Source organism: Pseudoroseicyclus sp. H15 (genome assembly GCF_054353345.1).
Map to the genome: position 1 here is coordinate 203,172 of NZ_JBTHJE010000001.1, position 12,457 is coordinate 215,628.

The window sequence follows — 12,457 nt, forward strand, 5'->3', positions numbered from 1 at the left end:
CCACGTGCCCACTTGCTCCTGCCCCGCGCCGCCCCTAGCATTTCTCCATGCTCAATTCTCTTACCCAGCGCCGCCGGTTCTCCGATCTCTCCGAGCAAGAAGTGCTCGCCCTCGCCATCTCGTCCGAAGAGGACGACCAGCGCATCTACCTCTCCTATGCAGACCGCTTGCGCGCCGAGTATCCGGCCTCGGCCGCCATTTTCGATGGCATGGCCGCAGAGGAAGACGAGCACCGGCACCAGCTGATCGAGGCGCACCGCGCCCGCTTCGGCGAGGTGATCCCGCTGATCCGCCGCGAGCATGTTGCCGGCTTCTACGCCCGCCGTCCCGTCTGGCTGATCGAGAACCTCTCGCTCGCCCGCATCCGCGCCGAAGCCGAGCAGATGGAGCGGGACGCCGCCAATTTCTACAGCCGCGCCGCCAAGACCAGCACCGACGCTTCCACCCGCAAGCTGCTGGGCGATCTCGCCGCTGCCGAGGCGAAGCACGAGGCGAGCGCCGCGGGGCTCGCCGAGGAGCATCTGGGCGAGGAAGAGCGCGAAGCCGAAGACGCCGCCGAGCACCGGCAGTTCGTGCTGACCTATGTGCAGCCGGGCCTCGCCGGGCTGATGGACGGCTCGGTTTCGACTCTCGCGCCCATCTTCGCCACGGCCTTCGCCACCGAGAACACGCACACGACCTTCCTCGTCGGCCTTGCCGCCTCTGTCGGCGCCGGCATCTCGATGGGCTTTACAGAGGCGGCCTCGGATGACGGGCAGATCTCGGGCCGCGGCTCGCCGATCAAGCGCGGCCTCGTCACCGGGCTGATGACCACGCTGGGCGGCCTCGGCCATGCCCTGCCCTACCTGATCCCGCATTTCTGGACAGCGACGGCCATCGCGCTGATCGTGGTGTTCGTCGAGCTCTGGGCCATCGCCTGGATCCAGAACCGCTACATGCAGACGCCCTTCCTCCGCGCCGCCTTCCAGGTCGTGCTCGGCGGTGCGCTGGTCTTCACCGCCGGCGCCCTCATCGGGGCAGGCTGATGTACCGCAAGGGCGAGGTGCGATACGCGCCGCTGCCCCTGCCCGACCGCGTGCAGATGGAGCCGGATGACGCCCTGGCGAAGGTTCAGGCGTTCCGCGATTACATGGCGAAGCGCCATTCGGTACGCGACTTCTCCGATCGCCCCGTGCCGCGCGAGATCATCGAGGCGATCGTCGCCACCGCCGGCAGCGCGCCCTCGGGCGCCAATCACCAGCCCTGGCACTTCGCGGCCATCGCCGACCCGGCGATGAAGGCTCAGGTTCGCGAGGCGGCGGAGGAGGAGGAACGCGCCTTCTATTCCGGCGGCGCGGGCGATGAATGGCTGCAGGCGCTGGAGCCCATCGGCACTGGAGTGGAGAAGCCGCACCTCACCACCGCGCCCTGGCTCATCGTCATCTTCGCCCAGCGCTGGGGCGAGACGGAGGACGGCACGCGCTACAAGAACTACTACGTGCCCGAGAGCACCGGCATCGCCACCGGCTTTCTCATCGCCGCGATCCATCACGCCGGGCTGGTGTGCCTTGAACATACGCCCAACCCGATGAAGTTTCTCACCGGCCTCTGCGGGCGGCCCGCCAGCGAGAAGCCGGTGATGATTCTGCCCGTCGGCTACCCGGCAGAGGACGCGACAGTGCCCGAGGTGGCCAAGCGCAAGAAGCCTCTGGGCGAGATCCTCAGCACCTTTCCCTGACCTCTCCGCTCCGGCACCAGGCCCTGGCGTGCGGGGTGGGTAGGCGGGAGCGCGCCAGGCCCTGGCGCCGGAGCCGGGCGGCTTGCTACCACATGCTCGTGGCGGCGCGGCCCGGCCAGTCGGCATCGTAAGCGGCACCGTCGAAATCGGCCTTCACCCCCTTCAGCATGTCGCCCACGCTCGGCAGGCCGGCACTCTCATCGCCCGCTGTCCACAGGCGCGAGCGCATCAGGGCGCGGGCGCATTGCGAATAGGCCTCGGCCACATGCACCAGCGTCACGCTGCGCGGGCGTTTGCCGCCGCGCTCGAAGCTGGCCAGCATGTCCTCCGCCACCGTCAGCTCCGCCCGGCCGTTGACCCGCATCACGTTGTTCGAGCCCGGCACGAAGAACATCAGCGAGACGCGCCCGTCGCGCACGATATTGCGCAGGCTGTCCATCCGGTTGTTGCCGCGCCAATCGGGCAGCGCCAGCGTGCGCGCGTCGAGTTGCAGCACCACCTCGCCATCGTCACCGCGGGGCGAGGCATCCGTCCCCTCAGGCCCCACAGTGCTGAGCACGCAGAAGCGCGAGGCGGCGATCCAGCGGCTGTACTCCGGCGTCAGGTGATCCGTCACCTTGATCAGCGAGGCCTCACCGGGCTTGCCGTAGAGCGCCTCGAGTGCCTCGATGCTGTCGATGGCGCCGCCCGCGGCCTCACTCTGCATGGAACCCGGCCTCCGCCATCAGCCTGTTGGAATTCTCTTCGATCTCGACCTGCAGTCGCTTCATCAGCGACTGGCTGTCGAGGCCGGGCGCGATGGGCGGCAGAAACTCCACCACGGCCAGGCCGGGCATCTTCAACACACCGCTCTTGCGCCAGAACAGGCCGACATTGGTCGCCGCCGGCACGCAGGGCTGCTTGAGCTCCTGGTAGAGCGCCGCCGCGCCCATCTTGAAGGGCGCCTTGGCCCCCGGCGCGATGCGGTGACCCTGCGGATAGATCACCACCTGCCCAGGCAGCGACTTGCCGGCCCGCACATCGGCCAGCATCTTGCGGATCGCCTCGGCCCGCTTGCCGCGGTTGACCGGGATGCAGCCGGCCCGCCAGGCGTAAAGGCCGATGATCGGCGCCCAGAGCAGCTCGCGCTTCATGATGAACTTGCCGCGCGGCAGCACCGAATAGATCATGATGATGTCGAGGAAGCTCTGGTGCTTCGAGGCGATGAGCACCTCATCCGTCGGAATCTCTCCGCGAATCTCCGTCCGCAGGCCGAGCATATGGTGGATCAGCCAGCGCGCCGTCAGCGCCCAGGCCCGCGCCGCGGCATTGGCGCCCTTCGGCGAGGCGAGGGCATAGGGCAGGTAGACGATGCCGTAGAGCAGCATCAGCGGGTAGGCGATCACCATGAAGGCGAGCGACTTCACCCATTGCCAGCGCAAAGCGGCCTTGCTCATGATTCTGCCCTCAAACGGGCCAGCGCCGCCTGCCGTGTTGCCCAGAAGGCGGCGATGGCGGTGACCGGCGGGATGGTCAGCGGCAGAAGCCAGGACGAGCCGGCAAAGCCCAGACCGGTGAGAAAGCCGCCCGCCACGTCGGAGCGCGGCAGGATCAGCAGCGCCAGCGTGCCCAGCAGCGTGCCGCCCGCAGCCCCGATCAGGGCGCGCAGGGTGAAGCGCCGCACGAAGGCGCGGGCGATGTAGATGTCGCGTGCGCCCACCAGCCGCAGCACGCGGATCACCTGGGCATTGGCGGCCAGCGAGCTTTGCACGGCCAGCGTCACCATGGCGACCAGCGCCGCGCCGATCAGCACGGTCGAGAGCCCGGCGAGCAGCCGCAGCCGGGCGGCGGCGGCCACCAGCGGCTCGCGCCAGCGGGCGTGATCGTCGAGCACGGCGCCCGGCACCTCGGCGATCAGCCGGGCGCGCAGGCCCGCCGGGTCGTAGCCGTCTCCCTCTTCGACGATCTCGATGAGTTGCGGGATGGGCAGGGAATCGAGCGGCAGGTCGGGGCCGAACCACGGGGCCAGCAGCGCCTCCTGCTCGTCCTCCGTCAGGGCATGCGCCTCGGCGATGCCGGGTGTCTGCTCCAGCACGCGGATGGCCTGTGCCGTCTGTGCCGCCATCTCTTCGGCGGGGGCCGAGATGCGCAAGGTGGAGGTGCGGGCGAGCTCGTCAGACCAGCGGTCGGCCAGCCGCCCGGTGGCGGAGGAGAAGGCGAGCGCGAAGACGGCGAGGAACGCCATGGCGGCGGCAGCGCCCAGCGTCAGCCAGGCGGTGAAGCCCGAGGGCGGCACGGTGCGGTCGGCGCCCCGGTCGCCCGCGAGCAGGAAAAGGGCACGCGGCAGCCGGGCCATCAGAGCTCTGCCCCCGCCATCTGCAGCTTGCGATCCTTCAGGCGCAGCACACGGGCCGAGACCTGCGCCTTGGCGGCGCGGATCAGCTCCAGATCATGCGTGGCGATCAGCACTGCCTTGCCCATGCGGTTGAGCTCGACCAGCAGGCGCAACAGGCGCTGCGACATCTCCCAGTCGATATTGCCCGTGGGCTCGTCGGCAAGGATCACGTCGGGCGAGGTGATGACCGCCCGCGCCAGAGCCGCCCTTTGCCGCTCGCCTCCCGACAGCTCGGGCGGGCGTTGCCCGGCCTGCCGTGTCAGCCCGACCCAGCCGAGGAGGTCCTGCAGATTGCCCTCCGCCTCGCCGCCCCGGCCCGAGACGGTGAGCGGCAGGGCGATATTCTCGGCCAGCGGCAGATGATCGAGGAACTGGCAATCCTGGTGCACCACGCCGATGCGCCGGCGCATCATCGCCAGCCCGTCGCGCGACAGGCTTCGCCGCTCATCGCCGAACAGCGTCACATCGCCCGCCGTCGCCGTCAGCTCGCCATAGCAAAGCTTGAGCAGCGTCGTCTTGCCGGCGCCCGACGGGCCGGTGAGAAAATGGAACGTGCCGGGCGCGAGCGTCAGGCCAAGGCCCGAGAACAGCTCGCCCCCGCCATAGGAATAGGCCACATCTTTCAGCTCTATCACGAAGCTGCTCCCCGCCTGACGCCGCTTAATGCCGAATATCGGCAACAGGATCAATCGCTCAGCCCGCCGGCGCCTTGGCGAAAGGGGCAGGCGCCGCTAAGGATCGGGTCATGAGCAGTCGAGCGGCTGATACCCGCCTGGAGAGCCACGCGCCATGCGCCTGATCTGCCCCAATTGCGGCGCGCAATACGACGTGCCCGATGACGTGATCCCTGACGAGGGGCGCGATGTGCAATGCTCTGCCTGCAGCCATACCTGGTTCGAACGGCCCGGCGCCTCTGTCGCCGAGGAGGAGGCTCCGCCGCCGCCCGTCGCGCGCCCCGCTCCGCCGCCTCCGGACGACCCGGCAGACGATCTGCCTGCCTCGCTGCGCCGCCCGCCTTCGCCGCCCCGCCGTGTCATGCCGAAACCTGCGCCGGAGCCTGAGGCGGAGGACGAGAGCGAGTTCGCCGAGCCGCCGCCCCGCCCCTCCGTCACGCCGGAGATCGCCGCGATCCTGCGCGAAGAGGCGGCGCGCGAGGCCGAGCAGCGCCGCGTCGAGCGCCAGGGCGGCATGGAGACCCAAACCGAGCTGGGCCTCGACGAGGCCAGCCGCGAGGATGAGACACGCCGCCGCCCCGCCCGCCCCCTGCCCGGCACCGCCCCGGCGGAAGGCGGCCCCGCGCGGCGCGAACTGTTGCCCGATATCGACGAGCTGCAAAGCTCGCTGCGGGCCGAAGAGGAACCGGCCGAGGCGCCCGACAGCCCGGAGGATCGCGAGGCCGCCACCCGCCGCGGCTTCCGGCGCGGCTTCTCGCTGACGCTGCTGGTGCTGGCCGTGCTCGCCCTCACCTACGCCTTCGCCCCGCAGATCGCGGGCCGCGTTCCGGCGCTGACGCCCGCACTCTCCGCCTATGTCGACAATATCGACGCCGGGCGGCTGTGGCTGGATGAAGAGATCGAGGCGCTGACGGCGCGGATCAATTCGGTGACGGGCGACACGGCGGCCGCCGAATAGGCGCCGCTCAGGCGCGCGCCCGCCCGCGCCAGACCCGCCAGATCAGCCCCGGCAGCACGGCTGCGGAGTCGACATAGCGCCTGGTGAGGCGCCGCGGGTCAGAGACCATGCGCCAGAGCCATTCCAGCGCCGCTTCGCGCACCCAGTCGGGCGCCCGGCGCTGCGTGCCGGCCAGAAAATCGAGGCCAGCCCCGATAGAGACGAAGCCCATTGCGGGGTGCAGCTTGCGGCCGCGCGCCGCCAGCCGCTCCTGCTTCGGCGCGCCCAGCGCCAGGAACACCATGCCGGCGCCCGAGTCCGCCACATCCGCCAGCGCCGCGGCGGCAGCGTCGCTATCCGGATCGAACCCCATGGGCGGCGACACGCGGGCGGTCACGGCCAGGCCCGGCACCTCGTCCTCCATCCGCCGGGCCGCACTTGCGAGCGCCCCTTCCGTTGCCCCGAGCAGGGCCACGCGGATGCCGCAGGAGGCCGCCAGGCGGGCCATCGGCAGGATCATGTCAGAGCCGGGCAGCAGCGCCACCGGCCGGCCGGCCAGGCGCGAGAGCCAGACGATGGGGTTGCCGTCCGCCGTCACCAGCTCATGCGCGGCATAAGCCTTGCGAAAGGCCGGATCGCGCCGGAGCTTGACCACATGGTCGAGGTTCAGCGTCGCCATCGCAAAGCCCACGCGGTCGCGCAGCCGCCGCCCGACCTCCGCCTCCAGCTCATCAGCGGAGGCGATGTTGACGGTCACCGCGGCCGGGCCGGCGGGCAGGATGAAGGGCCTATCCATACGGCGCAGATTCCCCACCTGCGCCGCCACCGCAATCCCCCTCTGGCCGGCAAGACCATAACCGGGCCAAAGTGTTGCCATGCTTGCATGGGACGGGCGAGGGCAATGGCACGGGTGGAACAAACGGCGCTGGGGGCGGTGAGCCTGGTGGGATGCGGCTATGTCGCCGATCTCTACATGCGCTCGCTCGCCCTGCACCCCGAAATCGAGGTGATCGGCGCCTATGACCGCGACACCGCCCGCCTCGCCGCCTTCTGCACCCATTGGGGCGTCGCCGCCCTGCCCTCTATGGAGGCGCTGTTCGCAAAACTGCCCGAGGGCGGGCTGGTCCTGAACCTCACCAACCCGGCAGAGCATGCCGCCGTCACCCGCGCCGGCCTGGAGGCGGGGGCGCATGTCTTCTCCGAGAAACCCATGGTGACCGATCTGGAAGAGGCGTGCGGCCTGATAGCGCTGGCGGCGGAGCGCGGCCTGCAGCTCGCCTCCGCCCCCTCCTCGGTCCTCTCCAGAACCGCGCAGGGGCTCATGAAGGCCCTGCGCGAGGGCCGCGCCGGCACCCCGAGGCTTATCTATGCCGAGCTAGACGATGGCTTCATTCCCCAGGCCCCGCTGGAGGCCTGGGGCTCGCCAAGCGGCGCGCCCTGGCCCTATCAGGATGAATTCGCCGTCGGCTGCACGATGGAACATGCAGGCTACTGGCTCTCCTGGCTGATCGCCGCCTTCGGCCGGGTCGCCCGGGTCGAGGCCCTCACGGCAGAGGTGCTGCCCGACAAGCGCGGCATCTCGGGCACGCCCGACCTCTCCGTCGCGCTGCTGCATTTCGAGGCCGGCCCCGTCGCCCGCCTGACCTGCTCGATCGCCGCGCCGCATGACCACCGCCTGCGCGTCATCGGCGAGACCGGCGTGCTGGAAGTCCCGCGGGCCTGGGACAATGCCGCCCCGGTGCGCCTGCGCCAGCGCCGGGTGATCCGCCGGCGCCTGCTGGAAGACCCGGTGGCGCGCAGCGTCGGCCTCAAGGGCACCCCGCACCCCATGGTCAGCCGCCACGGCGCCGCCGCCATGAACTTCGCGCTCGGCCCGGCAGAAATGCTGGCCGCCATCGCCGCCGGTCGCCCCTCGCGCCTCGCCGGCGACTACGCCCTGCACCTCACCGAGGTGACGCTCGCCATCGCCGCCGGCGCCCGCGCCGACATGACAACGCCCTGCGCCCCGATGGAGCCGATGCCATGGGCGCGCTGAGCCTCCCTCGCTTTTCCCGAAATATCCTCGGGGGGGGCCGCCACAGGCGGCGGGGGGCAGACAGCCCCCCTCCACAGCCAAAGGAGGGCGCGGCGATGAAGCTGCTCGTCACCGGCTCCGGCGGCTTCCTCGGCCGCGCCGTCCTGGCCGCCGCCGAAGCGCGCGGGCACGAGGCACGCGGCCTCACCCGCGCCGACGGCGACCTGGCGGAGGGCTTGGCCGAGGGCGCCCTGGAGGGCATCGACGCCGTCCTCCATTGCGCCGCCGCGATGGACAGCGCCCGCGCCGCCCGCGACACGGTCCAGGCGACGCTTGCCCTGCTGGCGGCGATGGCCGGCCACCCGGCCCGGCTGGTGCTCGCCAGCTCCATCGCCGTCTACGCCGCGCCCGGCCCGCGCCACCGCCGTCCGGCGGAGGGCGAGATCGCGGCAGAGGGCGGCATCGTCGGCGCCGAGACCGCCGCCTCGGGCCGCGCCGCCTCCGGCCGTCTTGGCGCGCTCTACGCCCAATCCACCCGTGGCCGCCCGCCGCTGATCGACGAGGGCTCACCGCTCGATCCCGCCCCGCGCGGCCGCGACGCCTATATGCGCGCCAAACTCGCGCAGGAGGGCGCGGTGCGTGCCGAGGCAGCGGCCTCTGGGCGGGGCGCCACGCTGCTGCGGATGGGCGCGCTTGTCGGGCCGGGGCGGCTCTGGAACGCCCATCTGGGGCTGCGGGCCGGGCCGGTGCTGCTGGCCTTGGGCGGGCGGGGCGAGGTGCCGCTGGTGCATGTCGAGGATGCAGCGCTGGCCATGCTGCTGTCGACCGAGCGCGCGGCGCCGGGGGTGGAGACGTTCAACGTCGTCGCCAGCGACCTGCCCATGCGCGCTGCCTGCCGCCGCGCGCTGCGGCGGGCGCCCGGCGGGCCGAAGCTCACGATCCCCCTGCCCTGGCGCCTCCTCGACGCGCTGGCGCCGGTGCTGGACCGGGTGCCGAAGCTCGGCCCCCGCCTGCCCGGCCTCCTCCGCCGCCCCGCCCTGCGCGCCCGCTTCGCGCCGGCGCGCTATAGCAACGCCCGCTTGCGGGCGGCCGGCTGGGAGCCAAAGCACAGCGTGACCGAGCCATGACCATCGCCTATCTCACCGGCGAATACCCGCGCGCCACGGATACCTTCATCCAGCGCGAGGTCGCGGCCCTGCGCGCCCTCGGCCTCCAAATCGCCACCTGCACGATCCGCCGCACCGGGCCGGAGCATCTGACCGGCCCCGAGCAACGGGCCGAGGCGCAGAGCACCTTCGCCGTCCTGCCCGCGCTGAAGCGCCCGAGGCAGGCTTTCGCCGCCCTCGGCGCCGCCCTCCGCTCGCCCGGCCCCCTTGCCCGCGCGATCCGCCTCGCCTGGCGCACCAGCCCCGGCGGGCTGCGGGCGCTCGCTTATCAGGCGATCTACCTCGCCGAGGCGATGGTGCTGGCGCGGCACCTGAGGGAGATCGGCGCCACCCATCTGCACAACCACATCGCGCAATCCGCCGGCACGGTTGCGATGCTGGCCGCCGAGCTGACCGGGCTGCCCTTCTCGTTCACCCTGCACGGGCCAGACGATTTCTTCGCCGTCGATCGCTGGGCGCTGCCCGAGAAGATCGCGCGCGCCCGCTTCGTCGCCTGCATCTCCAGCTTCGCGCGCAGCCAGGCCATGCTGCTGTCGCCGGAGGCCGATTGGCCCAAGCTGCACATCGTGCATTGCGGCATCGACCCGGCCCGCTACAGCGCCGGACCGCGCGGCGGAGACGAGCTGCTCTTCGTTGGCCGCCTTTCCGCCGCCAAGGGTGTGCCGGTGCTGCTGGACGCGCTGGCCGAGGCACGGGCAGAGCGGCCCGGCCTGCACCTCACCCTCATCGGCGACGGGCCGGACAGGGCGGCGCTGGAGCGCCGGGCGAAAAACGAGGGCCTGCCCGTCACCTTCACCGGCTATCAGAGCCAGGCAGAGGTCGCCGACGCGCTCTCCCGCGCCGATCTCTTTGTGCTGCCGAGCTTCGCCGAGGGCCTGCCCGTCGTGCTGATGGAGGCGCTGGCCGCCGGCCTGCCCGTCGTCGCCACCCGTATCGCCGGCGTGGCCGAGCTGGTGGAGGACGGCGTCTCGGGCCGCCTGGTGCCGCCGGGCGAGCCGGGCGCTCTGGCCGGCGCCATCGTCGAGCTGCTGGGCCGGGACGACCGCGCCGCGATGGGCGAGGCCGGGCGGCAGGCCGTGCTGGCGGGCTTCACCTCTTCCGGCGAGGCCGAGAAGCTCGCCGCCCTCTTCCGGGGCAGCCCATGAGCCTCGCCGTCATCGCCATCGGCCGCGACGAAGGCGAGCGGCTGCGCGCCTGCCTCACCGCTGCCTGCGCCGAGGCGCCGCGGGTGATCTATGTCGACAGCGGTTCGTCCGACGGCAGCGTCGCGCTGGCCCGCGAGCTTGGCGCCGAGGTGGTGGAGCTTGATCTCTCGCGCCCCTTCACCGCCGCCCGCGCCCGCAATGCCGGCATCAAGGCGCTCGGCACGCCGCTGCCCGACGCAGTGCAATTCGTCGATGGCGATTGTGCGCTCGAGCCGGGCTGGCTGGCCAAGGGCCAGACCGCCCTCGCCGCCGATGCCGGCCTCGGCATGGTCACCGGCTGGCGTCGCGAGAAGCGACCCGAGCGAAACATCTACCACCGCATGGCCGAGGCGGAATGGCACCGCCCGCCGGGGCCCACCACCTCGAATCACGGCGACATGCTGGTGCGGGGCCGTGACCTTGCCGCGCTTGGCGGGTTCGATGCCAGCTTCATCGCCTCGGAGGATGACGAGCTGTGCTTGCGCCTGGCGCAGGCGGGCCGCGGCCTCCTCCGCCTGCCCGAGGTGATGACATGGCATGACATCGACATGACCCGTTTCGGGCAATGGTGGCGGCGGATGCTGCGCGCCGGGCACGGGCTGGGCCAGATCGCCGCCAAGCACCCTGGCGCCAATGAGCGCGAGCGGGCGCGGTCCTGGGGCTGGGGCCTGGCCCTGCCGCTGGCCACGCTGGTGGGGCTGCTTATAACGCCCTGGGCGCTGCTCCTGGTGCTTGCCTGGCCCGCCGCCTGGGCCAAGACGGCGCTCGGCCTGCGCCGGCGCGGCCTGCCGCCGGGGGTGGCCGGGCGGATGGCGGGGTTCTACACGCTGGCCAAACTGCCGACACTCTTCGGCCTGCTCACCTATCACCGGCGCAGGCTCACCGGCCGGGCCATGGGGCTGATCGAGTACAAGTGACCCGAATTCCTCGCCCCCGGCCCATTCTGGCCATGTTTTCGGATAATCTGGCGCAAAATCGAAAGGCCCGTCGATGAACGACGCCAGCGACAAATCCGCCAGCCGCCCGCCCCTCACCGCCGAGGAGCGGCAGCGCCTGCTCGACCGCATCGCCGCCGCCAAACGCCTGAAGGCACAGCAGGAGGCGCGCGCTCGTGCCGAGGCGGAAGCGCATGCGCGGGCTGAGGCTGAGTCGGCGGCTGCTTCGGTTGAGGCCGCTGCCGAGCCTGCGGCTCCCCAAAATACGCCCGGTGCGGTACAGCCGGAGGTGCACCCAGAGTCGGCGCCCGTGGAAACCGCCCCCGCTGTTGCTCGAACAGAGCCGGAGACCGCGCCGCCTCCCCCGGAGCCCGAAACCGCGCCGGAGCCTTGGGAGCCGGAACCGGACGAACCCGACAACGAGGTCGCGCAAGCCGAGCCGGAACCGGAGTTCGAGGTCGAGCCCGAGGAGCCGGACCTGCCCGAGCCCGCCCCACAGCCTCAGCGCCCCGCGCCCCCGCCTGCCGCCAGCCGCCCGGCCCCGGCGCGCCGCCCTGTGCGCGCCGCCGAGCGGCCGCGTCAGCCGGCGCCGCAGCCCGTAGCTTTCCGCACGGCGCCCGAGCCGGTGGACGACTTCCCAGAAGAACCGGAGCAACCCGCCGCCCCCGAGCCGGCCCCCGAAGCGCTCGCCGCGCCGCCGGCCCAGAATATCGAGGCGGCCTGGGAGGCTCTTCCGCAATTCCCGGTCAACGAGCGTGCCCTCGCGCGCAACCTCGTCATCACTGCGCGACGCGACGACCCGGCCCATGCGGCTTTCGACATTCTGCGCGCCCGGATGGTCAAGGCGATGCACGAGCATGGCTGGCATCGCATCGGCATCACCTCTCCCGGCCCCGGCGTGGGCAAGAGCTTCACCTCGGTCAATCTGGCCATCACCCTGTCGCGCTACGACAATACCCGCACGATGCTGATCGAGGCCGATCTGCGCCGCCCCGGCCTGTCACGCTACCTGGGGATCGACCCCGACACCTCCACCGGGGATTTCCTGCGCGGCGAGACGGCGCCGGAGGACTTCTTCCGTCGCCCCGCTGCGAACCGGCTGCATATCGGCCGCAACCTCGCCGTCGGCCTGAACGGCAAGGTCGAGCCCTTCGCCTCCGAGCTGTTCCAGCAGCCGAAGACGGAAGAGGTGCTCGCCGACATGGCGGCGCGCTATCGCCCCGATGTGCTGCTGTTCGATCTGCCGCCGGCGCTGGCGCAGGACGATGTCATCGCCCTCGCCCCGCATTTCGACTGCGTGCTGCTGGTGATCGGCGGTGACCGGACGGATGCCGCAGAGGTGCGCGAAACCCAGCGCCGCCTGGGCGAGGACATGCCGATCATCGGCATCGTGCTAAACAAGGGCGAGACCTCGCGCACGGAGCATTACGGCTACTAGGCCGCGCCCCGGCGCCGG

At 71.6% G+C, this 12,457-nt stretch carries 13 protein-coding genes; 8 read left to right on the forward strand and 5 right to left on the reverse strand.

Annotation, left to right across the window (positions count from 1 at the left end):
• Positions 1 to 47: 47 nt before the first annotated feature.
• Both mbfA and ACXN5S_RS00975 read left to right on the forward strand, forming a co-directional pair.
• Positions 48 to 1,025: an iron exporter MbfA gene (gene mbfA / locus ACXN5S_RS00970; RefSeq protein WP_458603521.1), complete on the forward strand. Its 978-nt coding sequence runs from the start codon at positions 48 to 50 to the stop codon at positions 1,023 to 1,025.
• Positions 1,025 to 1,717: a nitroreductase family protein gene (locus tag ACXN5S_RS00975; protein ID WP_458603522.1), complete on the forward strand. Its 693-nt coding sequence runs from the start codon at positions 1,025 to 1,027 to the stop codon at positions 1,715 to 1,717. Before mbfA ends, ACXN5S_RS00975 begins: the two co-directional genes overlap by 1 nt.
• An 85-nt stretch (positions 1,718 to 1,802) precedes the next feature.
• Here ACXN5S_RS00975 and ACXN5S_RS00980 read toward each other — a convergent pair whose 3' ends face one another.
• The 4 genes from ACXN5S_RS00980 to ACXN5S_RS00995 are packed head-to-tail and all read right to left on the reverse strand — an operon-like array spanning position 1,803 to position 4,726.
• Positions 1,803 to 2,423: a pyridoxamine 5'-phosphate oxidase family protein gene (locus ACXN5S_RS00980; protein ID WP_458603523.1), complete on the reverse strand. Its 621-nt coding sequence runs from the start codon at positions 2,421 to 2,423 to the stop codon at positions 1,803 to 1,805.
• Positions 2,413 to 3,153 carry a lysophospholipid acyltransferase family protein gene (locus ACXN5S_RS00985; RefSeq protein WP_458603524.1) on the reverse strand — a complete coding sequence of 247 codons (741 nt, stop codon included), beginning with the start codon at positions 3,151 to 3,153 and terminating at the stop codon, positions 2,413 to 2,415. Before ACXN5S_RS00985 ends, ACXN5S_RS00980 begins: the two co-directional genes overlap by 11 nt.
• A complete protein-coding gene (locus ACXN5S_RS00990) occupies positions 3,150 to 4,052 on the reverse strand; it encodes a cell division protein FtsX (RefSeq protein WP_458603525.1) in 903 nt (300 codons plus the stop codon). The genes ACXN5S_RS00985 and ACXN5S_RS00990 overlap by 4 nt, the downstream gene beginning before the upstream one ends.
• Positions 4,052 to 4,726 (reverse strand): cell division ATP-binding protein FtsE, encoded by a 675-nt coding sequence (locus ACXN5S_RS00995; RefSeq protein WP_458603526.1) that lies wholly within the window; start codon positions 4,724 to 4,726, stop codon positions 4,052 to 4,054. Before ACXN5S_RS00995 ends, ACXN5S_RS00990 begins: the two co-directional genes overlap by 1 nt.
• Positions 4,727 to 4,880: 154 nt before the next feature.
• On the opposite strand from ACXN5S_RS00995, the gene ACXN5S_RS01000 reads away from it, so the two are divergent.
• The gene (locus ACXN5S_RS01000) at positions 4,881 to 5,723 is read left to right on the forward strand and encodes a zinc-ribbon domain-containing protein (RefSeq protein WP_458603527.1); all 843 of its coding nucleotides are present in this window, start codon (positions 4,881 to 4,883) and stop codon (positions 5,721 to 5,723) included.
• 7 nt (positions 5,724 to 5,730) lie between these two features.
• Here the strand turns inward: ACXN5S_RS01000 and ACXN5S_RS01005 are convergent, their stop codons facing one another.
• The gene (locus tag ACXN5S_RS01005) at positions 5,731 to 6,498 is read right to left on the reverse strand and encodes a WecB/TagA/CpsF family glycosyltransferase (protein WP_458603528.1); all 768 of its coding nucleotides are present in this window, start codon (positions 6,496 to 6,498) and stop codon (positions 5,731 to 5,733) included.
• Between the two features lie 105 nt (positions 6,499 to 6,603).
• On the opposite strand from ACXN5S_RS01005, the gene ACXN5S_RS01010 reads away from it, so the two are divergent.
• The 5 genes from ACXN5S_RS01010 to ACXN5S_RS01030 all read left to right on the forward strand — a co-directional run bounded on the left by ACXN5S_RS01010 (position 6,604) and on the right by ACXN5S_RS01030 (position 12,439).
• Positions 6,604 to 7,737 carry a Gfo/Idh/MocA family protein gene (locus tag ACXN5S_RS01010; RefSeq protein ID WP_458603529.1) on the forward strand — a complete coding sequence of 378 codons (1,134 nt, stop codon included), beginning with the start codon at positions 6,604 to 6,606 and terminating at the stop codon, positions 7,735 to 7,737.
• A gap of 95 nt (positions 7,738 to 7,832) precedes the next feature.
• A complete protein-coding gene (locus ACXN5S_RS01015; RefSeq protein ID WP_458603530.1) occupies positions 7,833 to 8,843 on the forward strand; it encodes an NAD-dependent epimerase/dehydratase family protein in 1,011 nt (336 codons plus the stop codon).
• Positions 8,840 to 10,027 carry a glycosyltransferase gene (locus ACXN5S_RS01020; protein WP_458603531.1) on the forward strand — a complete coding sequence of 396 codons (1,188 nt, stop codon included), beginning with the start codon at positions 8,840 to 8,842 and terminating at the stop codon, positions 10,025 to 10,027. The genes ACXN5S_RS01015 and ACXN5S_RS01020 overlap by 4 nt, the downstream gene beginning before the upstream one ends.
• Positions 10,024 to 10,983 (forward strand): glycosyltransferase family 2 protein, encoded by a 960-nt coding sequence (locus ACXN5S_RS01025; RefSeq protein WP_458603532.1) that lies wholly within the window; start codon positions 10,024 to 10,026, stop codon positions 10,981 to 10,983. Before ACXN5S_RS01020 ends, ACXN5S_RS01025 begins: the two co-directional genes overlap by 4 nt.
• A gap of 73 nt (positions 10,984 to 11,056) precedes the next feature.
• Positions 11,057 to 12,439, forward strand: a complete 1,383-nt coding sequence (locus ACXN5S_RS01030; protein ID WP_458603533.1) for a CpsD/CapB family tyrosine-protein kinase — start codon at positions 11,057 to 11,059, stop codon at positions 12,437 to 12,439.
• Positions 12,440 to 12,457: the final 18 nt, after the last annotated feature.

Excerpts from the sequence above, each read along its gene's own strand:
- mbfA (WP_458603521.1), top strand. The coding sequence starts at position 48 with ATGCTCAATTCTCTTACCCAGCGCCGCCGGTTCTCCGATCTCTCCGAG.
- ACXN5S_RS00975 (WP_458603522.1), top strand. The coding sequence starts at position 1,025 with ATGTACCGCAAGGGCGAGGTGCGATACGCGCCGCTGCCCCTGCCCGAC.
- ACXN5S_RS00980 (WP_458603523.1), bottom strand. The coding sequence starts at position 2,423 with ATGCAGAGTGAGGCCGCGGGCGGCGCCATCGACAGCATCGAGGCACTC.
- ACXN5S_RS00985 (WP_458603524.1), bottom strand. The coding sequence starts at position 3,153 with ATGAGCAAGGCCGCTTTGCGCTGGCAATGGGTGAAGTCGCTCGCCTTC.
- ACXN5S_RS00990 (WP_458603525.1), bottom strand. The coding sequence starts at position 4,052 with ATGGCCCGGCTGCCGCGTGCCCTTTTCCTGCTCGCGGGCGACCGGGGC.
- ACXN5S_RS01000 (WP_458603527.1), top strand. The coding sequence starts at position 4,881 with ATGCGCCTGATCTGCCCCAATTGCGGCGCGCAATACGACGTGCCCGAT.
- ACXN5S_RS01005 (WP_458603528.1), bottom strand. The coding sequence starts at position 6,498 with ATGGATAGGCCCTTCATCCTGCCCGCCGGCCCGGCCGCGGTGACCGTC.
- ACXN5S_RS01010 (WP_458603529.1), top strand. The coding sequence starts at position 6,604 with ATGGCACGGGTGGAACAAACGGCGCTGGGGGCGGTGAGCCTGGTGGGA.
- ACXN5S_RS01015 (WP_458603530.1), top strand. The coding sequence starts at position 7,833 with ATGAAGCTGCTCGTCACCGGCTCCGGCGGCTTCCTCGGCCGCGCCGTC.
- ACXN5S_RS01020 (WP_458603531.1), top strand. The coding sequence starts at position 8,840 with ATGACCATCGCCTATCTCACCGGCGAATACCCGCGCGCCACGGATACC.
- ACXN5S_RS01025 (WP_458603532.1), top strand. The coding sequence starts at position 10,024 with ATGAGCCTCGCCGTCATCGCCATCGGCCGCGACGAAGGCGAGCGGCTG.
- ACXN5S_RS01030 (WP_458603533.1), top strand. The coding sequence starts at position 11,057 with ATGAACGACGCCAGCGACAAATCCGCCAGCCGCCCGCCCCTCACCGCC.